This is a genomic window from Pantoea sp. SS70 (assembly GCF_029866845.1).
Classification (GTDB): Bacteria; Pseudomonadota; Gammaproteobacteria; order Enterobacterales; family Enterobacteriaceae; genus Pantoea; species Pantoea leporis.
The window spans coordinates 81,597-103,580 of sequence record NZ_CP117201.1 but is presented as its reverse complement, the minus strand read 5'-3'; the positions used below and the strand labels follow the sequence as shown (position 1 = coordinate 103,580).

Genomic DNA, 21,984 nt, shown 5'->3' with positions numbered 1-21,984 from the left:
AAACGCTGATTATTTCCCAGTCGGTTTTGACTGCTGTAGCGAGAAGACATAACAGCGTAAGCTTAACTTTTTACAGAGCGTCCTGATGATCACTACCCTTATAATTTTGGTCACAAAGCTTGTTGGTAATGACTAACTGTGCGCATTACCATTAGGCTCTATCATTTAATATAAAGCCATCTGTTTGGACTTTAGTCTTTATACTCATCACAGCGGTCATTAACATCTACTCGTCATAGCAGTCATCCTAGTTCTACGTCTCGACTACTCACTACAGCAGTTGTTACTCCCCATAGCGGTCATTGCTTATTACTAACTACTACTCATAAGATGAATATGTGGAGTCATCCAAGCTCATAGGTAAATCTACCCTTTATTTTGAGCATACAAGGAGCCCATGGCCCACCACGATTTATTCAATTCATTTAGAGAAGAAGCTGTCCGCCAGATGTTCGAGTGGGGCTATTCCGTCGCCGACTATTCTGAACATTTTGGCTTCTCGCAACACTGCCTACACAAATAGGGCCGCTACATGATACCAGCTGTTAGCGGGTACCAGGCATGGGATATGCTGCAGGCCCAGACGGAGATACCCCGACTGAAAGCGCAGCTCAAGCGATCTGGGGACAAGCGGGATACACTGAAAAAGGCGGCGCGGTACTTTGCAAGAGAGCCCAAATAAAGTGCCGCTTCATTAACGCTCACCATCAGGTCTGATCGATCACACTGATGTGCCGGGTTCTGAAGGTTCCCCATTCCGGTTTTACATCTGGCTCCACTGACCGGTGTCAGCTGAAGAACATCATAATAAGCGATTGCTGACGCTTATCCTCGACTCTTAGACCCTGATTGGCGGTGGTTACGGATCTCCACAGATCCACAACGACCTGCGAGGAACACGAGGGCGTCCGTCAGTAACCGCTCCTAACTATCAAGCTGCAGGGCAAGCAGGCCCGGCTTATTAAGCCAGTTCTGTAGAGGCTGATTACCTGAAACTGCTGCATGAATGTCTTGTTTAAAGACTTCTTTTTGAGCGCGACGTCAGCGGCAGCACTTCATTTACCTGGCTCTTTGCAAAGTTAAAACTGAAGCGATTTAAAAGCGTCTCAATGTGGTGAGATCCTGTCATACACCGGGAACACCCGCAAAGCCCTGGAGAAAGTCAGCTTCTTCAGCTTCCACCAATAAGATGCTGGCAACGGTTTTTGGGATCCCAGTTCCGTTTCAGGGGCGTTTTGAAATCTGAAAAGATGCTGGAAGCTTTGGTGTAAGTAGTTACCGGGTAGTCGGACGGAATTTCTCTCGCCCCCAGAGCGGGATCAAGGAAATAGCGTTTACCCGGTTCCGGGATGAATGAAACCCAGCGTGATGCGGTAAATCCGTCTTTATTGAACGTCATTTTCCCGTCAACCAGCGCCCACTGGCCAGCGGAGTAGAGCTGTTGCAGCGCCATCAGCTGGCCGGGTCTGACTTTAGCGGACATCAGTGTTCCTCCGGAGGGAAGAATATTCGAACCCAGCTCGTAGCGCTCTTTTCTGTCGTAGCAGATTCCCGTCTTCTCATACACGGAAAGGTAGAAAGTACCGACAAAACCTTCAGGGTCCTGAGCAAGAACAGTTGCCGCATCCTCACCGGTATAGTTGGTATAGTCACGGGGCAGGAGGGCAGAACAGCCGGCAAGCAGCACGGCCGGGACAAATACAAGGAAGGCGCTGCAGGGGCGCACAAAAGGCATAGGATACTGCTCCATATATCATAAATATGAACATGTATCGGCTTCGTCTTACTAAAGATTAATGATTTCTGGCGGAAAAGCACTTTCCACAAAAAGGCTGAAGTTATGCCCGCTTTGCTTACTTTCAGTACCTTAGTTATTGATTGGTGTAAACCTAACTTCCAATGTAAAAACACTTCTGAAAGTCATCATCATTTCTTATAAGAAGCCGATAATCCACGACAGAGGCGTTGGGTCTGCTCTCTGAGATCGGCCATATCCAACGTGATAATAAAGTTAACTCTCCGTTAGTAGAACATTCAGGAGGATATGCATTCAGTGAAACTCTATGAAAACGTGGTCATTGGTAATTTCCTTTACGGGCTGGGCGTTTCTGTGGGGGCCCGGCTGGGAGGAGAGGTACTTCCAGCGTCGGTGAACCTTCTGCAGCAGACGCCGGAAGATAAGGCGCTGGGAGACGTACTCCTTTCCTTCCCCGGCACGCTGCGGCTGATTGAGTTCAAATCTGCGGCAAACCGGTCAGATAAAGAGGAGACCCGCTTCCGAAAGCTCTCCCACGCGCTGGAGTGCCGTAAGGGACTGAGTGAGGTCTCTCACCGGATCCACTGGTACGTTGAGACCACCCCTGACGTTCAGTCTGGCGTAAAAACCTACTTTTCGAGCTATCTCAGCGCGCTCTCTCAGCCTGCCCGACAGGCAGAGCCCCTGAACCTTGAGCGCTTTATTGCACAGACGACGCGCAGCATCTTTTCAGCTCAGACGGAAGCAGAAGATCCGGTGGCCGTCAGTAACTCCCTGAAACTGATCCGGTGGTGCCAGGACGTCGATGAAAAGAGCAGCGCCGGGGCGCTTATCGTCGTGTGTGACGGCCGCGGCAATCTGCAATATGCTGAGCTGAAAAATATCATGGAGCTGTCAATGACGCATGAGAAATGGCTCGAATACAGACTCAGTATGGAACACGGCAAAGAGCTGGAGAGGGAAAAATCAATGGATTACGACAGAGGAATGGATCTGAGCCTGTGAAAAACACAAACATAAACACAATCAGCGACCATGACATACGCCTGTTCTTTGACGCCGCAGACAGGCTGCTTCAGGCCGCGCAGCAGCAGGGAAAAACGGCCGACAGAGCAACGTCAGCGCTGCTTAAGGTCACCGCCGCCCATGAACGACACGTAAGGGAAGTCAGGGATGACGTCATCGGTGCCGTGACGTCCATGGCCGGCTCAACGGCTCAGGAGTCAGCACGGCTTCTGACGGACCATTTCCGCGAAGCCGACAGGGCCGCAGAAAAGGCGGCTGAACGCTATGAGCGGGCCTGTAAATCGCTTGGCTGGCGAAGATGGCTCTGGTTTCTGACTGCGCAGGTGGCGTTTTGTGCAGTGACCATTGGGCTTATCATGACGCTTATCCCCCCGCTGGATGAGATACAGGCGCGGCGGGCAGCGCTGGCGCAGGCGAAAGAAGTGGCCGATCGCTTCCCACTGCACTGGCGCGACTGCACGGTGGACGGGAAAACAACACGGTGTTTCCGGACCGATGAAAAGGCCGGTGTATTGAAGCTTGATGATGGCAGCATATGGCGTGTTCCGTGGCGTAAGCAGTAGCAGCTCCGAATTTTCAGGAATAAGCACGCCGGCAACCAGGGCCCTCTCTGTCCGGTAAAGTCGCCACGCCTGGCCGAACTTTTCAGCGCTATTGCCTGCACTCCACTGCCAGCTTCGCCTTACACTCCGTGGCTTCAGCTTAGCCGGGTAGCCCGGTGCGAATGGCACCGGGTTACCCCTGAACGTTCAGGCTTATCAGCGATGACAGGCAGCATTACCGCCCGTTCAGCACAAATCCATCCTCAATATGACTGCTGCCGCGGTTACAGGCGATGATGCCGTCACGGCACATCTCCTGTAGCGCCAGCCAGACGTCTGCCGGCGGCCACTCATCCGGGAGCCAGCAGATCGAGCAGACCTGGTTACGTTCGCGGGTTGCCAGCACTTCGTGGCAGCGCTCCAGAATGGCCTGCTTAAGCTGTGAAATTGTCATGCGTTCGTTTCCTGTGTAGATCTCAGGCCAGCGCCGCCCACTGCTGCACCGTGCCGGATACCTATTCTGCGGAAAGTGTGTTTTCTGAAGGTAAAGGTTTTTTTGATTTTTTTCTGGGCAGATAAAAGGCCTGCGCAGAGCAGAGCCGGAACAGGTCTAGGGGCGCGGACCGCCCGGCAGCAGTAGCCGTTCGGCCTCTCCGGCGTCCATCGATAACCGCACCCCGAGCTGGCGGTTGACGTCCAGCGCAAACAATCTGGTATACCACTCCGTCGACTTCGCGTCCTTATGCCCCATCAGCGTCTGGATCACCTTCTGCGGCACCTGGTGCATTGCAAACGAATCCCTGAACGTCTTCGGCGTCACCGGCCGGATGGAAAACGTCACGCCGTCACGCGCCGCCGCCGCGACCGCCTGCGAAATCCAGCTGCGCGCCGTGTCCTCGCTCTTAATGTCCCACAGCCGGCTGCCCGCCGGCAGCTGCGCCGTCGCAAACCACTCCCGCAGCCGCTGCACGAATCCCGGATCGGTGAGCGGCACCGCGCGCGGCGGGTTCTCGCGGATGGCGGCCTCCGTCTCGCGCTCCGCCTGCTGCTCCTCCTTCGTCGGCCGGCCGCGCCGGCAGCGGTGGCTCTTCGCCGCCTCTTCCAGCTTCCGCTTCTTGAGCGTGCGCAGCGCCACGAACGGCGAGGCGAGCGGGGCGCCGGTGGCAGGGTCGTCCAGAACGAAGTCCTCCCGCGTCAGGGGAAGAATTTCATTGAGCCGCCCGCCGGTGTTCCACAGCACGTCGATGAACAGGCGTTTACGGAGATCGGTCACCATTGCCAGCAGCACGGCCACCTCGGGGGGCAGCAGGTAGCGGGGCATTTCGGTGCCGTAGGTGGCGGCCAGGCTGGCAGGCCTGTCCCTTCTAACCTGCCATTATGCGGTTCAGCTTCTGGCTGCTAAAGCTCAGCTGTCCCTTCGCATCAGAGAGCTGGCGCTTGAAAGCCGCCGCTTTGGTTACCGGCTGATCTGGAAGTTATTGCATCGGGAGGGCCTTCACGTCAACCTCAAACGGGTATAACGCATTTATCACTTTAACGACTTGGGTGTAAAGCGCAGGGGACGATGTAAGGGCTGGCGACTTAGCAGCTTCCACTTCTTAGCCCGGATGCGCCAAACCTGACATGGTCGATGGATTATGTCATGGATGCACTTTCCAGCGGCCGTCGGATTAAGTGCCTGACCTGCTTGGATGATTTCAGGAAGGAGTGTCTGAGGATCACCGCCGCTTTCGGTATTTCAGGCGTTCAGCTGACGTGTATTCTGGATAGCATTGCACTGTTTCGTGGCCATCGCCAGCGCCAGGAACGTCAGTTTCATGGATGCCTCCGGACAGGTTTAAAGGCGGCCATTCAGGGCGGTGAGTGTCCGCATTTTATCAGTGTGATACAGGGGCTTTATCAGGAAATAAAAGGGCTGACGCGATAAAAAAATGCCCGCAAGCCTCAACGGGCTAATCGTTGACTTATGCCGTGGTGAGACAGCACCGATTTATTAAGCATTTCCCGTTATATTAGTCTACTAATATAAAGTTAAACAGTGAATTATTAGATTAATTTTAATTAAGGAGAATTAAATTCGCTAATCTGACGTGAGCCGGTCCCTGCAATCCTGCCGCGCGGCTCATAAAAGTCGCGCTTTTCTGCCTTTTAACCCGGGCCATTACCGTTACACTCTGATGACACCTCAACCGGGTCCTGACGCCATGCCGTTGAAAAAACTCCGTCTTCGTACGCTTCTCCTTTCGCTCTCCGTCGGCGGAGTGATCCTGACGTCCTGCCTGCTGCTCGGGGCGCTGCTGATTTTTCAGAAGGGCAACATCGAAGACAGTCTGATGGAGAGCAATATCGCCTACGCGAGGAAGCTCGCCGATACCACCGATCGCTATCTCGGCACGGCTCAGCGTGAGCTTGCCTGGAGCGCCACCCAGATTAAGGGCCTCACCGACCCCGCGCTGCTGAGAGGCGAGACCGACCGCCTCCGGCTGCAGTCCGGCTTTTTTAACACTGTGGTGGTGGTGAACCGCGATGCCGTTATCGCCGCTACCTCCCCGGAAAGCCTGAGCCTGGTCGGCGTGAAGCTGCACTCCGATGCAAGCCGGCAGGCCATCACCACGCAGAAGCCGTTTATCTCGGCCCCTTTTACCTCGGCCTCGGGCAATTACGTCGTGTTCCTTTCGCAGCCGCTGTTCACGCCGGACGGCGGCTATCTGGGCTACATCGGCGGCACCATTTACCTCAGGAAGCAGAGCATGCTGAGCGATATCCTGAGCCAGCATTTTTACGCCCGCGGCTCTACCGTCAGCATCGTCAGCAATGACGGCCTTATCGTGTTCAGCCACGACCCGTCTCTTGTGGGAACAAGGATGACGCTGAGCCCCGCCCTGATGAAGAGGCTTGCCACGACGGACAGCGGACGGTTCAGCTCCGAGACAGGCGGACAGGCGTTTCTTACAGGATTTGCCAGCCTGCACAAAACGGACTGGAACATTTTTATTGCGGGTACCTCTGAGACGGTCCGGGATATCCTTGTGCGCACGGCAGAAAACGCGCTGTGGTTCCTGCTGGGGATCATCGTGCTCACGGCCGTCGTGGTTGCCCTGATGGCCAGACGCATCGCTTATCCGCTTGAAAGGCTGGCCGGCATGGTGCGCGATGACGGCGGCGAGGCGTCGCTTGCCTCGGTACCGGCGTGGTATTATGAGGCCGATCGCCTGAAGGAGGCGGTAGAGGAACACCGCCAGGCGGTCGCCGGCCGCATGGCCATCCTGAGCGACGAGGCCATGACCGACCCGCTAACCGGACTCTGCAACCGCCGCGGCTTTACCGTACTGGCGGACAGGTTCAGCGATGACGCCGCGCAGTGCGTAATTGCAATCGACATTGACCACTTCAAAAAAATTAATGACTGGTACGGCCATGATGCAGGCGATGCGGTGCTGGTCAGTCTCGCCGGTCTGCTGCGGCTGGCGTGCCGGACGGGGGACATCGTCAGCCGCTTCGGGGGAGAGGAGTTTATTCTTCTGCTGCCGCAGACCTCTGTGGAGGATGCAGCCCGTACAGCGGAGCGTATCCGCGACGTGGTAAGCACCACGACGTTCCCGTACGTGGGTGCCATGACGGTCTCTGCCGGCGTGGCCGCGCTGTCAGACTGCGGAAGCCGGGACGCGATGCTTCGCCGGGCGGATGAGGCACTGTACGAGGCGAAGGGGGCCGGACGAAACGCGGTGATAATAGCCGCTCCCGGGAGTTTCAGAAGGTATGAAGAGCAGGAGTCATAGGCTCTCTTCTTTTTTGGCTGCATATCTGTCGCTGAGGGGCCGTGATTAAGGTCCGGTGCGGTATGAAAATTTTCTGTGAGGGATGTCCGCTCTGGACGTTTTTCGCTGTTTGAGGCTCAGCATCGGCAAAGAGTGAGAGGAGCGACATGTTTTTTTTAACAGCATCGCTGTATTTAGCGCCATTTATTAACAGAAAATCCCTCTGAGTTAATAATCTGTCGCTTTCAGACCATGCTTCATGGGGTAAGCAACAGCACTGTAAAAAGGATATGATGAAACTGGCCCCGAAGCATTTTCGTCTTCTTTCCTCAATGCAGGAAAGGGGCTCTGTACCGGCAGACATGATGCCTGCCGTGATGGCGATGCTGGTAAGACTGCGGCTGGCCGAATTTTTTTACGGCGAAGCATGGCGAAGGGTCAGTGAACGCTGCCGCCTGACGGCAAGAGGGGAAAAGGTTCTCATGGCGTATGATGCCCGGATTAAGCAGGACCAGCTACGCAGCAAATATCAGGTTGGCATCAGGCGATGCGTAAAAAAAACCGAGTCTGACATAACCTGAGATTTCACCACGATTAAACCAGCTTTCGTCAGCAGCCTGTACTTTCTTTAGGACTGCGCATGCTCCCGCGTATTTTTACTTTTTATAAAAATCGTTTTCTGCTGATTTCTCCTGCGCAGAAAAATCATTATCGCTGAACGCCGATAACCGACTGCGACAACGATTAGGGTAGCGGTGGTTTTTACTGCATTTATTTACATCTGTACGCTTCAGCTGATTTATATCAGGATATTTGTTTGAGGCGTCCCCACGCCTAAAAGTCAGCTTATCAGTCATTAAAGTCGTCTGCCTGCACGGTCCGCAGAGTAGGTTAGTCATCGGGCTTGACGAAAGGGCCGCAAAAACTAAGCTTCTCATGATTTCTATAACAACTGCAGTATGAAATCCGCATTGCTGTGCCGCGCCCATCAGCGCGGCTTTTTTTTATGCTGATCGTCACCCTCCTGACTGTTAAGACGCTTATCGTCAGGAGTGAAACAAATCATCAACTGTTTTTTTCATCTGTGTTAACGTCTTGCCGCGATTATCTCTGTCGCGAATTTCTTTGTTTTTTTTCCGCCCGGCATACCTGGTCAGGTTGTGGGATTTTTTTATTATCTTCCTGAATCAGTACCCTGTTTTTTTCTCCTCATACTGCGTCACAAGCTCAACCGGCGCTTCAGTAGCCTGCAGAATCTGACCCGGGTGCGCAGTTAATCTGTCACAGGCTGTTTTGAAGAGAGGTTAGCGTCACCAATTGCCATCAACACCGTTGCACACATCCGCGCTTACGGGCTTAGCATCAGATACCGTGTTATTGTCGAATCTGAGGCGACGGAAGAGGCAACCTGCAGCATGCGCAGCCAGGGCTGCCTTCCCTCAGCACCAGGCTCATTCCTAGCGGCTGGCGTCAGCACTGCCCGCGCAGCTTCCAGCCCAGCCACTCGTCGAGCTCCCCTTCCGGCAGAGGCCGGGAATAAAAAAAGCCCTGCGCCTGGTCGCAGCCGTACTGCGTGAGCGCGGTAACCGTTTCTGCATCCTCGACCCCCTCGGCAAGCACCGTGTAGTCCAGCTCCTTCAGCATGGCAATAATGCTGCGCGCGATGATGCGCGAGGCGGTGTCTGAAGAGATGTCGCTGATGAGCGTGCGGTCCAGCTTGATGATGTCCAGCGGCATGCGCCGCAGGTAGCTGATGTTGCTGTAGCCGGTGCCGAAGTCGTCCAGCGAAATGCCAAAGCCCCTGAGCTTAAGCATCTCCAGCCCCTGCATCGCCGCCGGGCTTTCGATAATGCGCTCGGTCTCCAGGCACTCAATGCCCAGCAGCGAAGTGGGCAGCTTTGCCCTGAGCATTTTTGCCTCCAGCGCGTCGGCAAAGCCCTCGCGGGAAAAGTCCCTGCTGCTGATGTTGACAGTTACCGGGAGCTGAATGCAGCTGTTCCGCAGGCGGGCAAGCCGCGCAATCGTTCGGTCGGTCACCCAGTCCGTCAGCGCGCTGAGCAGCTCGGTCTGCTCAGCCAGCGGCACGAACAGGGCGGGAGAGAGTTCGCCGCGCTGAGGATGGTGCCAGCGCACCAGCGCCTCCAGCCCCACAGGCCGGCCGCTGTGCAGGCAGATTTTCGGCTGAAAGGCGAGCCACAGGCCTTTGCCTTCCTGCAGCGCGGCCGCCAGGTCGTTCATCAGGGTAAAGTCCTGGGTGTGGCGGGCATCGGATGCAGGGCTGAAGCGCATCGAGGGTACACCGCGCCCGATGGCCTCATGCAGGGCGCTGACCGCGCGGCGCAGCACCTCCTGCGCCGTAATGCTGCCCGTGCTAAAGGCTACCTCGCCGGTGTGGGTGCTGAGCGCCACGGCGATGCCGTCGCCCAGATCGGCGCTGATGCCTTCCAGGCGACCCGCCACCCAGTCCGCGCTGAGCGGGCTGTTTTCATGCGTCAGTAACGCAAAGCGGCCGGTGGCAACGGTGTAAAGCATTTCGCCGCTGGCAGGGCGCAGCCGCAGCGGCAGCAACGTGGCGACGTCCTTCAGCAGGCTCTCCACCGGGCCCATGCCCATCGAGCGCGCAAGTTCATAGGCGCGCGGCATATCGATGCAGTCAATAAGCACCAGCCGGCGCGGCGTATCGTCCCCCGCCGCCGCCAGATACTGCAGGTCACGGATGAGGCGCTGACGGTTAGGCAGTCCGGTCACCGGGTCGGCAAACCCCGCGGAGTGCCAGGCCTCGAGAAACGATATCACCAGCGCGGCCAGCAGCTTCAGGGTAGTGACCTGTTCGGCGCTGAAGGGGTGCGGCGCGGTGTCCGTGACGCACAGCGTGCCGAGCACGAAGCCTTCGCGGTTTTTCAGCGGCACGCCGGCATAAAAGCGGATGTAGGGGGTACCCGTGATGAGCGGGTGTGTGACAAAGCGGGCGTCCAGCCAGGTGTCGGGCACCACCACCGCGCTGTCGCTGTCCACCGCGTGACGGCAGAGCGAGTCCTGCCGCGAGGACTGCGTGAGAGTGAAGTTGTGGGCGGCCTGCACGTGCTGGTGCTCGTCGTCCAGCACGGAGATAAAGCTCCCGGGGATGCCCAGCGCCTGGCTCGCCAGCCGCACAAACTTGCGCAGCACGTCGTCGCGGCTTTCGTCGGGACTGCGCAGCGCTTTCAGCGCCCGCGCGCGGCGATCGTCGTCGCCGTTAAGATTCATCAGCATGGGCTCCTCCGCTCCGGCCTGATTCCGGTGCGAAATTATAAAGTTAAAATGGACGGTAACGGGGCCGTGTAAAAGGCAATAACTGCGAAAGGGAAAAACGATTAAAGCAATTTTAATGCCGCCTACTATAGGCGCAGCCTGGTCTGATGTCATGTTTATTTTCTTTAGTAAATTATTTAGCGCAGCGCGATTCTTTTATTTTATCGTCTTCCAGTGTCCTTTTTTTAATATTCCTGCCAGACTCCTTTTAAATAAATGTAGTGCGCAACTTAATCACGCACACAATTAAAATAAACGATAATGCTTCTTATTATTTTAATAGCAGCACCGGGGAAATCTTATGCAGTTACTCAGACATTTTACCATCCGCCGCGTCGTGCTGTGGATGATGATCGTTTCATTCAGCGTGGTCGGGTTGGCCGGCGCTAACAGCGCACTAACGCTGCGCGAGATGTACCGCCACGCCGACCGCGCCGACGTGCTGACGCAGCAGCTGACCTTTCTGACCCGCGCGGGCCTTGTCATGCAGGACGGGACCGCGGCGGACAGAGCCGCCCTGCTGAACGCCGTTCCGGCAGGCGCAGCGTGGGACGGCTACCGCGCGGCGCTCAGCGCACCGGAGCGCTATCCGGCCGCCGCACGCGAGCGGCTCGGGAGCCTGACGCAGCAGCTCGCGGCCGACGACGCGCCGGTGATGGCTGAGCGCCACCGGCTGGAGATTATTCTCATCAGCGCGCTGCTGGCCGCCGCCGCGCTGCTGGCGTTCTGCGACCGCTATCTGGTGGTACACCTCGTGCGTCCGGTGGCAAAAATCCGCGCGCACCTGAAGACCATCGCGGACGGCGACCTCACGCGCGAGCCGGAAGACCTGGGCCGCAACTGCATCGGCCAGATGGTGCCGCTGGTTCGCGAGATGCAACACAGCCTGCTCGACGCGGTAACGGCCATCCGTGACAACGCGGTTATCCTCCACCGCGAGGCCGGCGAGATTGCGGCCGGCAACGCCGACCTGTCCGACCGGACCGCCACGCAGGCCGCCGCGCTGGAGCAGACTGCGGCGAGCATGGAGGAAATTACCGCCACCGTTGCACACAACGCGGAAAACGCCCGCGAGGCGCGCGAGTTGGCAGAACGCACCGCCGGCACCACGCAGCAGGGCGCGGAGCAGGTGCAGACCGTGGTTGACGCCATGGGCGGCATCGCGGAGGGCTCAGAAAAAATCCGCCAGTTCACCGCGACCATTAACGGCATTGCCTTCCAGACCAACATCCTGGCGCTCAACGCCGCCGTTGAGGCCGCCCGCGCCGGGGAGCAGGGGCGCGGCTTTGCCGTGGTGGCGGCCGAGGTGCGGTCCCTGGCGCAGCGCAGTGCGGCCGCCTCGAAGGAAATTGAGGGCCTGATTGCCGACACCGTGGCGCGGGTCAGCGACGGACGACGTGCCGCCAACAGTGCCGGCGCCACTATGGCCGGGGTGCTGCACGGCGTCGGCGGGGTCAACGCGCTGATCGGCCAGATTGCCCTGGCCTCGGAAGAGCAGAGCAAAGGCATAGCGCAGGTCACGCTGGCGGTCGCGGAGCTTGACCGCGTCACGCAGCAGAACGCCACCCTGGTGCAGGAAGTCTCTGCCACCGCGGGCAACCTGAGCGGGCAGACGACCGCGCTGGGCGGCGCCATTACCCGGTTTACGCTGCCTGCAGAAGGCGACCACACGGCTGCCGCAGCGTCGGCCCCACCGGTCAGCCCGCGCCGGGTGACCCCGCCATCCAAAGGCGACTGGGTAGCCTTCGGGCATCAGTAACGCGTGGGGCGCGGGGGCGGGTTTTTCTCCAGCCACGCGCGCACGCGGTCGGCTTCCGGGCCCGCCTCCCGCACGGCCCGGGTCAGACGCTCCTGGGTCGTGCGCAGTTCCAGCGTCCAGAAGGTAATCTGCCACTGTTCCCGGATGTCTACGCGGCTCAGGTCAGCGGGTACCCGCCGCTGGAAATAATCACGGTTTTTCATCAGGTTATCCTTTTTTCGGTACAGGGTGTGGCGGTGTAATAAATACAGCCACCGTAAGCCCTGCCTATCCTGGCGAATAATCATCCGTAAAATACCGGAATAATCCCTCTGTCAGGATTTCGTAAAAAAAGGAGAGAATTCCTGGCCGTATGGATAATATTCCTCTCGCGCTGAGCGGCTGATTTGACTTAGTGGAATAAAAATAAATGAAGGGATTGCAGTTAATTACGCCGGGGCCGATTTATGGCGCATTGCATTACGGAATAAAGATTAAGATAATGTAATGAATTACGGTGCGTGCCCCGTATTTTTATCCTGACGGCCCGTTGTGGTCCCCCTGCCTGAAAGGAGTGTTTTCTGGGAAATCAGCTTTCATACCGGCCCGTGGCGGTCGGTTCCGACGTCCGCGAACTCCGGCTTGCCGCCGGCCTGTCGCAGGAGGCCGCCGCCGAGCGGTTTGAGCTCAGCCTGCGCGTCTGGCAGACGAAGGAGGCGGCGAAAAATCCGGCTCCCCTGAGCCAGGGGGAGTATGAGCTTCTCCTGCTGCTCGCCGGGCGTCACCCGCACTATGCCCTTGTGCCGCATAAAAAAAAGTAGCGGCTCTGTCCCACGCTGCCCCCCTGAAGTTCAGTCAGGCCTGGCCGATAAGAGGATAGGGACATGAGTGGAAAGTATTACTATGCGGTCCGGCGCGGACGCCCCGCGATCGAAGAAGTGCACTGTGCGGGCTGCAGCGAACTGGCGGAGGCCAGCGGGGGCCGCTTTCTCGGCACGTTTTACTCCCTCAGGCACGCGCTTCAGTCTGCCCGCCTGCGGCACCCCGAATGCGTTATTTGCCTGCGGTGCGCCTCCCTGCAGCCCTGATCCGCAGCCATGAATGGTCCTGAAATGACAGTTTTGTGATGTCCCGTTAGCAGGGCGTCACTGTTATCCCTGATCCCGCCTGCGACGGGGTCAGCTGACGGGCCTTTCTTCCGGCGGCGGGGCAGCAGGCATTTCTGCGGCCCCGCCTGACTGAACGTGTCCCCTTTTTGCTGTGTCATGCCGGCCACAGCCCATTCGACATTGGGGGACAGACCCTGAAACACCCGACATCAGACCACGAGGCCGCGCGCCTCGCGGCGCTGGCATCCTACCAGCAGGCGGATGCGCTGCCGGACAACGCGCTTGACCGGCTCACCACGCTCGCTGCGCGCCTTTTTCGCGTGCCCACCGCCTTCGTCTCGCTGATTGACGACCAGCGGCAGCTATTTGCGTCCCGCTACGGGCTGAACATCACCGGCACCGCGCGCAGCGTCGCCTTCTGCGACCACACGCTGGCGCAGGGGGAGATCCTCTGCGTGCCGGATACACTGGACGATCCGCGCTTTCGCGACAGCCCGCTGGTGCACGGTTACCCGCACATCCGCTTCTACGCGGGGATCCCGCTGGCCACCCCGGACGGGCACCATATCGGTACCGTGTGCCTGACCGACACGCAGCCGCGCCCGCCGCTGACTAACGCTGACCGGCAGCACCTGACCGACATCGCCGCGCTGGTGATGGACCGTATGGAGGTCCACCGGCTCGAACTGCTGCGCCACGCCAGCCAGCAGCGGCTGGAGTCTATCTCGGCCACCTCCCCTGACGCCATTATCTGCACCGACCTACGCCGCGGCATCACCTTCTGGAACCCGGCCGCCACCGCGATGTTCGGTTACGGTGCGCAGGAGATGGCTGGCCAGTACGTGGCCGGGCTTATTCCCGATCGCTGCCAGACCGACTACCGCAACGAGCTGGATCGCCTGACGGCCGACGAGGCGGCGATTTCGCAGCCGCGCACGCTGCAGATATGGGGACTCAGGCGCGACGGCCGCGAGTTTCCGGCAGAAGTATCATTTTCCGGCTGGCGGGAGGGTGGCGAACGACTGGTGGGGATGATTGTCCGCGACGTCACCGCCCGGCATGAGAGCGAGGCCCGCCTCTGCGAACTCGCCTCGCTGGACATGCTGACCCGGCTGGCGAGCCGGGGTGCCTTTATGCAGCAGCTAGTGCAGCTGACCGACGCTGGCGTGCCCTACACCCTGCTGATGACCGACCTGGACGGCTTCAAAGAGGTGAATGATACGCTCGGGCACGCCGCCGGTGACGCACTGCTGTGTCACGTGGCGGAGCAGATCAGGCGGGTGTGCGCAGACGCGGTCACCGCCGCCCGGCTCGGCGGGGATGAGTTTATTATCCTGCTGTCGGGTGGAAGTACCGATCCCGGCCTGACGGCGGAGCGCCTGGTTGCTGCCGTGCAGACGCCTTTCAGCTACCACGGCTCATCCGTTGTGGTCGGCGCCAGCACAGGCATTGCCGCTTATCCCGAACACGGTGAGGACGCGTCGGCGGTGATGTCGGCGGCGGATCTGGCCCTCTACCGGGCCAAGGCCTCGGGCAAGGGCTGCAGCGTCCTGTTCCGGCCTGAATTCCTGGTAGCGGAGCAGCGCCGCCGGCGCTTTGAGCGCGAGCTGGAAACCGCGGTGCGCCAGCAGCAGTTCATTCTGCACTATCAGCCCCGCTATGACGCCGTCAACGGGCACCTCATCGGCTGCGAAGCGCTGGTGCGCTGGCAGCATCCTGCACGCGGCCTGCTGCTGCCCGAGGAATTCATCGGGATGCTGGTGAAAAGCCCGCTATCCGTTACGCTCGGCGACTGGATCATCCGCACCGCGCTGGCGCAGGTCCGCCAGTGGCAGATCCGCTGCCCGGAGCTTCGGGTCAGCATTAACCTGTTTCCGCGACAGCTGGCCGGGGACGGCCTTGAAAGCGTGCTGCGCGAGTCTACAGATGGCGACGCCGCCTTTGTGGACCTGGAGGTAGACGAACCGCTGCTGACGGGGATCGAACAGGATGCACCGGCGCAGTTTGCGGCCATCCGCGGCACGGGGGCCGCGTTCGTCATCGATCACTACGGGCGCACGCTGGGCGCTATCAGCCTGCTGCAGCACGGCTTCGTCAGCGGCTTCAAGATTGACAAGTCGCTAACGCTTAAGCTCGGTACCAGCATGCGCGTACGCATGATGTTCCGGGCCATCTCGGCGCTGGGGAAGAGCCTCGGGCTCAGCGTGGCGGCAGAGGGGGTAGAGGACGCGGGGCAGCGGGCGTTCGTGACAGCCACCCAGTGCGACATCATGCAGGGGAACGGGCTCTGCAGGCCTCTGACGGCGGCGGCGTTTGAGGCGCTACTCAGCGCGGAAGACGACAGCATAACGCTCACGGACAGATGACGAAGCGGGGGCGCTTACCGGCACAGAAGTCAGTGCGCCAGCCTGTCGGGCAGCAGAAAGGGCAGCGAGCCCGGAAGCAGCAGGCCACGCCCGGCCCTGCGCAAAGCGCTACTTTCAGAACAACGGACTCCGCGGTTCCTGCTGAGCGCCAGTCGCTTGTAGTTTGCCAGCTCGTGATTGGTGGCGGGTGCCTGGCTGAGCGAGACCTTCAGGGCTGCATCCGGGCTTCGGCCGTCAGGTTGCAGTCCCACCGGTGGTGCAGCCGCAGACCGGCTACAGTGAGCGGCGGACCATCCATGTGTCCCGCAGCGCCGAGCCCCTTGCGCAGCAGGCGCTGCCGATGCCCGGAAGATCGCCACGCTGCAGAGTTGACAGCACGTGCGAGGCCAGCGTCAGCGAACGCACCAGGCTCCGGGGCCACTGGAAGGGAAAGTGCCCCCCGGACAGACACAAGGAGGCGGACCGGCGCGTCAGGCAGAATGTTTGCGGGTAAGCGGCGGACCGTCAGGAAACATTCTGTAAAGGGCCCTGACCCTGTGGCGGCTGACATAAAACGGCTCTTGATGGTATTCAGGGTATCCTGATGTGAGCGGGGCGCGCACAGCAATGCGCTAAGCGGGCCATAATTCAGGATAATCTTTACCGGCTGAAACGGTGGTGGTGCAGTTAGTTTAAAAAATCAGTGAATCAGACACTTCCTGGCATCACTGTCCTGATGACGTAATATATTCGTACTATGCTCCCCTGTCTTACTGATGGCTACCTTGCGCATTATCAGTAAGCACTTTTAGGATTCTGGTACGCCTTTTACACAGCCGGCGTCAGACCGGTTATGTGAAATCCAGCCTTGATCCCGGGTCTGAACATCCCGGGTTAATTTTTTGCCGTGTGTCCCGCCACATCATTTTCCGGCTGTAGTCGCTGTTGCCTCGCGTTGTTCTGTGACACCGTGCAGGGTTATTTATTCCGCCGCCGTCACCTGCTTTAAGCTTGTGTGACAGAGTCAGGTCGGGAGTGATAAAACCTAAAAGGTTGAGTTGACAGGAGGCATCCGGATGAAAAATGCTGCCACGCCTTATCGCGAAGCGCTGAAACGTCTTTGTGCGCTCAGGTTGCGCTACCGGCGTGCGAGCCTAATCCGGCAGCCGGAATGGTTGACCTTGCGGCGCTGATGTCCGAGCCCGAAGAGGCAGAACAGGACGTTGAGCGGCATGAAAAGCAGTAAATGCTTCCGGTAGATCGGGCTTTAAAGTTTTACGCCAACAGGCCGATACGAATAAGGTGGCTAATCCGATGGACGCACTCCACGACACGAGTAAGTCCGTCTATCTCATTGATTTTATTCAGGCACTGCCCTGCTCCTATTTTTCCTCAGGCCTGCCATTGATCCTGATTTTCCCTTTCTGTTGAGCGCCCCTGACCGCACCGCGCACCACAACGTCTTCCTTTAACTGTATATGCAGGCATAAAACCGCATCAGTCTGTCGTGAATACTACGACAGGTTCATGCCTGACATTTTCTATTTGGTCAGTTTGAAAAAAATGGCTTCCGGAAGGAAGCCATCAGCACAATCAGTCGCAGTATCGGTTATATGTGCCTTTATGAGGCACATTAAAGATATTGGCACGCGCAGGCCAGACATATGCGCAGCAACGATGTGTTTATTCTGGCCGGCAGGTATCACGATTTTAACGTAAAAATGCTGCAGGGTTGAGGAAGGGCCCCTGCCACGTGCTTCAGCCTAAAAAATGTAGCTTCTGCCTCAGAAACTCTTCCAGTTATCATCCCCCGCTGCCGCAACGGCAGGGATGGGACGTAATGCAGCAACCGCCCTTATTGGCCGGGTTGCCTGAGCGCGCACAGTATCTGCCTGTCCCAAGTCGGGAACCAGCGTGAAGGCACTGACCAGCTGGTTCAGCGCCGCCGCCTGCTCCATCAGCGAGCGTGACGCGGCCGAAGCCTCCTCAACCAGCGCGGCGTTCTGCTGCGTCACGTCATCCATCTGGTTTACGGCAATATGGACCTGCCCGATACCCTGAGACTGCTCACTGGCGGCAACGGATATCTCATCGACAAGGTCGGTGACCTGCCGCACGGCATCGTTCATGCGGGTCATATTTTCCCCTACGCCCTCAGCCTGCGTCGCTCCTGCCTGGACAAAGCCCATGGATGACTCAATCAGCCCCTTGATTTCGCGGGCGGAGGAGGATGAACGCTGCGCGAGGTTACGGACCTCTCCCGCCACCACCGCGAAGCCGCGGCCTTGTTCCCCGGCACGCGCGGCCTCGACGGCGGCATTCAGGGCCAGAATGTTGGTCTGAAACGCAATCCCTTCAATGAGCCCGATAATATCGGTAATTTTTGCAGAGCTCCCCCTGATGTCACCCATGGTGTCCAGCAGCGTGCGCACCCGGCTGGCGCTGTCTTCAGAAATATCCCGGGCATTCTTCGCCAACTTACTGGCAAGCTGAGTGTTTTCTGCTGTCTGGCGTACGGTCTCGCTCAGCTCTGACATGCTTGCCGCCGTCTGCTCCAGCGAAGCAGCCTGCTCCTCGGTTCGCGAAGAGAGGTCCTCATTACCGGCTGCTATCTGTGCAGAAGCAGAGCTAACCGACTGTGCAGAGGCCTCCACTTTCGACAGCGAGGCTGAGACGTTTTTAATGAGATGATTATACGCTTTTGCGGTCAGGCCGATTTCATCCCGGCGCGACTCGTCCACCCTGAGGGTCAGGTCAAGCCGCTGGCTGGCGGTTTCCATGGTCTGCCGCATGCCGTTGAGCTGCCCGCGGATAGCGAAAACAGTTTTCAGTGCGAAGAAGGCCAGAATGGAAACGGCCAGCGCTGAGCCACCCACCAGGCTCCAGACTGTCATATGATAGGTCCGATCATTTTCTTTACGCAGGGAGCTACCGATATCCACGTTCAATTTGAGCTGTTTCTGGTAGCCCGCAATCAGCTGGCGGGCGGCTTCGCCAATGCCGTCATTGCTCTGAAGCGCCCCAAGCGCAACGGCGTCATTCTGCGCGCGTGAGCCGGCAAGAAAAGCCGGAAGCGAGGATTCAATCTGTTGGAGGGTGGTGAACGCTCTCTCTGTCAGCTGCCGGTCCTCCTCGTTCGATATGTCGTTATTCAGGTAATACTGGTTAAGTGATTTGATATTACTGATAGCTTCATCAATTTTCTTTTCGACATCAGCCTGCCGCCGAGGGTCTGTTGCACTCTGGTGACGGTAGAGCCAGATAATAAGGGAGTTACTGCCGTCTACCAGCTTGCCCAGGTCCAGCAGTGAGGCAACGGTATTTTCCTGCACATACTGAAAGCGGGACTGAAATCCGCCGGCAACCATGACGGCCACGATGACCATCGCGACCAGCGCGGCAGAGAGAAGTGAAAAGGTAAGCAACAATCGCTGTGTAATCGTCATCTGTTTTTCCTGCCATCGTAAGTGACTGATATTTTATGAAATCAGAAAACATTAAAAACTTTCAGAATATTTATCGGCAGAAAAACAGGAAACGTTATTTCAGATAAAGCGGATCCAGCGAAATAAAGCCTGTCATGGCAATGTCATTGCCTGACTCTGACTATTCCGGATGTTTACAAATTGCGGCTGCAGGTGTAAATGAATCAAAAGTTCAGAACGTAACCATTTTCGCCCCCCTGTGAATTGATTTACGTCTTGTTGGTGTCTGCATTTAGCTGATGACGCCAGGCAGGTAATCACAACTTTCAGCGGCAGGTATGAAAATTAACACGCTAGTTGAGTGAAGTTTTTTCGCAGAAAGACGATAAATACTGTGTGCCTCACCAGGGTACACATAATTGATACTGCGACAGAATGTGATGTGCTTATGGCTTCCTCCCGGAAGCATTAACGGCGAAAGCACGGTTTTAAGTCCAGACTTCATCTGAAATGAACGATTATGTTCACCCTGCACCAAGCATTCACCATATAATCTTATGTTAAAATTGATAAAAGTTAAGCGGTGAACAAAGTGAAGGATAATTAGTAAAATCTTTTTTATATCGAAAATGATTACGTGGACATCTACGTACAGAACGAATCTGCTCTATTCACTAGATTTTTACTTTATAACGGGCAATACAAAAATTCAGTAAGAGGAACTTTATGAAAAGTTGGGTAAAAACTTTAGGGGACACATAAAGGGGCATGAGTGTTTTTTTTAATTTGTTTTTTGTTAAAAATCAATTTATTAGCTTGAGTGTCGAGTCCGGCCTTACGCGCAGCCGCTCGGTTGCATCACCGATTTTCTCCCGTGACAGCCTGTCCAGGCTTTCAACAAGCAGCACGCTGCCGCTTTCCACCAGGTTTCGCTGCACAGCCTCCATGAACGCTGAGAATGCGCCCCGGGCGGCATGCTCACCTCTATAGGCGCTGAGCCCGAGGTCCTCAAACGTCACCGGATCGAGCCAGTAATCAGTGTGCTGCTTAAGCCAGTCATCAATCAGCTTTTTCTGCCTGCGGACGGAGTCGCCCAGAAGCTGAGGCAGCGAAGAAAAACGCAGGTAGGCAATCGCCCTTTTCATAACGATCTCCGCGCAGAACGTTGAGGCGGGTGAAGTTTACGGGGCATGGTACGCCACCATACGCATAACGTAACCGGATCCGGTACAGCAGAAACGTTACCTCAGTTATACAGGGAGTGCGGATGTTTTCCTGGACCTTCAGGAGATGATTTATGCATTCTTATGAGGACCGGATTCGCGCTGTTGAACTCTATTATCTATATGGCAGAAAAGCGTCTGTAGTAGTCAGGGAATTAGGTTACCCGTCCATAAAACAGCTTGGCCGCTGGGTTAGTATTTATGAAGAGAAGGGTGATTTACCGAGAGAATTAAAGCCAAGGGAACGTTACTCTTATGCGCAGAAAGTCGCCGCTGTTGAGCATTATCTTACGCATGGTGGATGTCTTGCTTTCACTTGCCGCGCCATCGGATATCCCAGCAGCGAAGTGCTTAAACGCTGGGTCATAGAGATTTATCCGGGACGACGTCCGCTGATTATTCGCTCGAATACCAACAAATGCTTCAGTCCGGACGAAAGAACACAGGCTGTTCGCGCACTCTGCAACCGGCGCGGGACGGCTCTTAAAGTTGCACAAAATATAGGCTTCAGCGTTCCGGTTCTGTACAAGTGGAAGAAAGACTTAATCGACGATGAGGCTTATCAATCCATGCGTAAACGTAAATCAGGTTCTCAGGATTAAAACCAGGATGCACTGCCAGAAGAGGTCGCACGGCTCAAACAGCAAGTTCATCAGCTGCAGCTTGAGCGTGACATTCTGACTAAAGCGAATGAACTGATAAAAAAAGACATGGGCATCAGCTTCCAGACCCTGAAGAACAGGGACAAAACCCAGGTCGTTGATGCCCTTAAGGAAATATATCCTTTAGCTGAGCTGCTTAATGCACTGCGACTTGCGCGCAGTTGCTATTTCTATCACAAAGCAAAGCTGCGCCGGCACGATAAGTACGCTGAAATACGCGTGACGATGGCAAAACTCTTTGACGGGAATTACCGTTGCTACGGCTACCGGCGTCTGCACGCGATGCTGCGTAAAAATAACATGCATATCTCTGAGAAGGTCGTCCGCAGGTTGATGGCTGAAGAGCAGCTTGTTGTTAAACGAGCCGGAAGGCGTCGCTACAACGCTTATTGCGGAGAAATCAGGCGGGCACCTGAAAATCTTCTCGCCAGAAATTTTCGATCCTGCAGGCCAAATGAAAAGTGGCTGACCGATATAACCGAGTTCCAGATCCCAGCAGGCAAAGTCTATCTGTCACCAGTCATTGACTGTTTTGATGGCAAAGTGGTGAGCTGGACTATCGGAACGCGACCGGACGCTAAGCTGGTGAATACCATGCTGGATGATGCGATCGATACGCTCAGAGAAAATGAAAAGCCGGTAATACACAGCGACAGAGGCAGTCATTATCGATGGCCGGGCTGGCTTGATCGTATCAACGCGTCGGGACTTATAAGGTCCATGTCGCGCAAAGGTTGCTCATCGGATAACGCAGCGTGCGAAGGCTTCTTCGGGCGGGTTAAAAATGAAATGTACTACGGTAGAAACTGGGCGGGCGCAACGCTGGAAAATTTTATGTGCTTCCTGGACAGGTACATACGCTGGTATAACGAGGAGCGTATAAAAATATCATTAGGTGCAATGAGCCCGGTGAAGTACCGGCAGCATCTGAGGATCTCAACATAATCAGTCCAACAAAATATCCGCATCTCCACAACGGCCAGGTTAGCTTTGCCTCTATAATAAAAATGCGTTTAATACTTATTATGTTAAATAAAAACGAGTTACGCATAATAACTCAAAGGTGGAACGCCGACTGAATGCCCATTATCTTAGTCTAAGAAACTGCC

General features: G+C 56.7%; 14 protein-coding genes and 2 pseudogenes. 9 read left to right on the top strand and 7 right to left on the bottom strand.

Features of this window, described 5'->3' with window-relative positions; translation table 11 throughout:
• Nucleotides 1–1,171 precede the first annotated feature (1,171 nt).
• Complete coding sequence (locus PO881_RS23590) at nucleotides 1,172–1,735, bottom strand: hypothetical protein (RefSeq protein ID WP_280173333.1); 564 nt, start codon at nucleotides 1,733–1,735, stop codon at nucleotides 1,172–1,174.
• Between the two features lie 318 nt (nucleotides 1,736–2,053).
• On the opposite strand from PO881_RS23590, the gene PO881_RS23585 reads away from it, so the two are divergent.
• The gene (locus tag PO881_RS23585; RefSeq protein ID WP_280173332.1) at nucleotides 2,054–2,761 is read left to right on the top strand and encodes a hypothetical protein; all 708 of its coding nucleotides are present in this window, start codon (nucleotides 2,054–2,056) and stop codon (nucleotides 2,759–2,761) included.
• Nucleotides 2,758–3,345, top strand: a complete 588-nt coding sequence (locus PO881_RS23580) for a hypothetical protein (RefSeq protein ID WP_280173331.1) — start codon at nucleotides 2,758–2,760, stop codon at nucleotides 3,343–3,345. The genes PO881_RS23585 and PO881_RS23580 overlap by 4 nt, the downstream gene beginning before the upstream one ends.
• A gap of 214 nt (nucleotides 3,346–3,559) precedes the next feature.
• Here the strand turns inward: PO881_RS23580 and PO881_RS23575 are convergent, their stop codons facing one another.
• Both PO881_RS23575 and PO881_RS23570 read right to left on the bottom strand, forming a co-directional pair.
• Nucleotides 3,560–3,778, bottom strand: coding sequence for a hypothetical protein (locus tag PO881_RS23575; RefSeq protein WP_280173330.1), 219 nt, complete (start codon nucleotides 3,776–3,778; stop codon nucleotides 3,560–3,562).
• A gap of 156 nt (nucleotides 3,779–3,934) precedes the next feature.
• Nucleotides 3,935–4,645 carry a tyrosine-type recombinase/integrase gene (locus tag PO881_RS23570; RefSeq protein ID WP_280173329.1) on the bottom strand — a complete coding sequence of 237 codons (711 nt, stop codon included), beginning with the start codon at nucleotides 4,643–4,645 and terminating at the stop codon, nucleotides 3,935–3,937.
• Nucleotides 4,646–4,661: 16 nt separating this feature from the next.
• Between PO881_RS23570 and PO881_RS23565 the strand changes: the two are divergent.
• The 3 genes and pseudogenes from PO881_RS23565 to PO881_RS23555 all read left to right on the top strand — a co-directional run.
• Nucleotides 4,662–5,116 (top strand): annotated as a pseudogene (locus tag PO881_RS23565) (IS3 family transposase); the annotation flags it as partial.
• Nucleotides 5,117–5,528: 412 nt separating this feature from the next.
• Entirely contained in the window at nucleotides 5,529–7,103 is a 1,575-nt protein-coding gene (locus PO881_RS23560; protein WP_280173484.1) for a sensor domain-containing diguanylate cyclase, read from the top strand.
• A 269-nt stretch (nucleotides 7,104–7,372) separates the two neighbouring features.
• Complete coding sequence (locus PO881_RS23555) at nucleotides 7,373–7,663, top strand: hypothetical protein (RefSeq protein WP_280173483.1); 291 nt, start codon at nucleotides 7,373–7,375, stop codon at nucleotides 7,661–7,663.
• Between the two features lie 889 nt (nucleotides 7,664–8,552).
• On the opposite strand, the gene PO881_RS23550 is transcribed toward PO881_RS23555, so the two are convergent.
• The gene (locus PO881_RS23550; RefSeq protein ID WP_280173482.1) at nucleotides 8,553–10,334 is read right to left on the bottom strand and encodes a sensor domain-containing phosphodiesterase; all 1,782 of its coding nucleotides are present in this window, start codon (nucleotides 10,332–10,334) and stop codon (nucleotides 8,553–8,555) included.
• 340 nt (nucleotides 10,335–10,674) lie between these two features.
• Between PO881_RS23550 and PO881_RS23545 the strand changes: the two genes are divergently transcribed.
• Complete coding sequence (locus PO881_RS23545) at nucleotides 10,675–12,132, top strand: methyl-accepting chemotaxis protein (protein WP_280173481.1); 1,458 nt, start codon at nucleotides 10,675–10,677, stop codon at nucleotides 12,130–12,132.
• Here the strand turns inward: PO881_RS23545 and PO881_RS23540 are convergent.
• Entirely contained in the window at nucleotides 12,126–12,335 is a 210-nt protein-coding gene (locus tag PO881_RS23540) for a DUF3606 domain-containing protein (protein WP_280173480.1), read from the bottom strand. The two genes, PO881_RS23545 and PO881_RS23540, sit on opposite strands and share 7 nt — an antisense overlap.
• A 357-nt stretch (nucleotides 12,336–12,692) precedes the next feature.
• Between PO881_RS23540 and PO881_RS23535 the strand changes: the two genes are divergently transcribed.
• Together PO881_RS23535 and PO881_RS23530 are read left to right on the top strand one after the other, a co-directional pair.
• Nucleotides 12,693–12,932 carry a transcriptional regulator gene (locus PO881_RS23535; protein ID WP_280173486.1) on the top strand — a complete coding sequence of 80 codons (240 nt, stop codon included), beginning with the start codon at nucleotides 12,693–12,695 and terminating at the stop codon, nucleotides 12,930–12,932.
• Nucleotides 12,933–13,459: 527 nt separating this feature from the next.
• Nucleotides 13,460–15,586 carry an EAL domain-containing protein gene (locus PO881_RS23530; protein ID WP_280173485.1) on the top strand — a complete coding sequence of 709 codons (2,127 nt, stop codon included), beginning with the start codon at nucleotides 13,460–13,462 and terminating at the stop codon, nucleotides 15,584–15,586.
• A 1,763-nt stretch (nucleotides 15,587–17,349) separates the two neighbouring features.
• On the opposite strand, the gene PO881_RS23525 is transcribed toward PO881_RS23530, so the two are convergent.
• Complete coding sequence (locus PO881_RS23525; protein ID WP_280173479.1) at nucleotides 17,350–19,011, bottom strand: methyl-accepting chemotaxis protein; 1,662 nt, start codon at nucleotides 19,009–19,011, stop codon at nucleotides 17,350–17,352.
• 782 nt (nucleotides 19,012–19,793) lie between these two features.
• Nucleotides 19,794–20,135 carry a recombinase family protein gene (locus tag PO881_RS23520; RefSeq protein ID WP_280173478.1) on the bottom strand — a complete coding sequence of 114 codons (342 nt, stop codon included), beginning with the start codon at nucleotides 20,133–20,135 and terminating at the stop codon, nucleotides 19,794–19,796.
• 152 nt (nucleotides 20,136–20,287) lie between these two features.
• On the opposite strand from PO881_RS23520, the pseudogene PO881_RS23515 reads away from it, so the two are divergent.
• Nucleotides 20,288–21,820, top strand: a pseudogene (locus PO881_RS23515) (IS3 family transposase).
• Nucleotides 21,821–21,984 lie beyond the last annotated feature (164 nt).

Coding starts and splice junctions, on each gene's coding strand:
- PO881_RS23560 (WP_280173484.1), top strand. CDS start 5,529: ATGCCGTTGAAAAAACTCCGTCTTCGTACGCTTCTCCTTTCGCTCTCC.
- PO881_RS23520 (WP_280173478.1), bottom strand. CDS start 20,135: ATGAAAAGGGCGATTGCCTACCTGCGTTTTTCTTCGCTGCCTCAGCTT.
- PO881_RS23550 (WP_280173482.1), bottom strand. CDS start 10,334: ATGCTGATGAATCTTAACGGCGACGACGATCGCCGCGCGCGGGCGCTG.
- PO881_RS23540 (WP_280173480.1), bottom strand. CDS start 12,335: ATGAAAAACCGTGATTATTTCCAGCGGCGGGTACCCGCTGACCTGAGC.
- PO881_RS23570 (WP_280173329.1), bottom strand. CDS start 4,645: ATGCCCCGCTACCTGCTGCCCCCCGAGGTGGCCGTGCTGCTGGCAATG.
- PO881_RS23590 (WP_280173333.1), bottom strand. CDS start 1,735: ATGCCTTTTGTGCGCCCCTGCAGCGCCTTCCTTGTATTTGTCCCGGCC.
- PO881_RS23545 (WP_280173481.1), top strand. CDS start 10,675: ATGCAGTTACTCAGACATTTTACCATCCGCCGCGTCGTGCTGTGGATG.
- PO881_RS23555 (WP_280173483.1), top strand. CDS start 7,373: ATGATGAAACTGGCCCCGAAGCATTTTCGTCTTCTTTCCTCAATGCAG.
- PO881_RS23575 (WP_280173330.1), bottom strand. CDS start 3,778: ATGACAATTTCACAGCTTAAGCAGGCCATTCTGGAGCGCTGCCACGAA.
- PO881_RS23525 (WP_280173479.1), bottom strand. CDS start 19,011: ATGACGATTACACAGCGATTGTTGCTTACCTTTTCACTTCTCTCTGCC.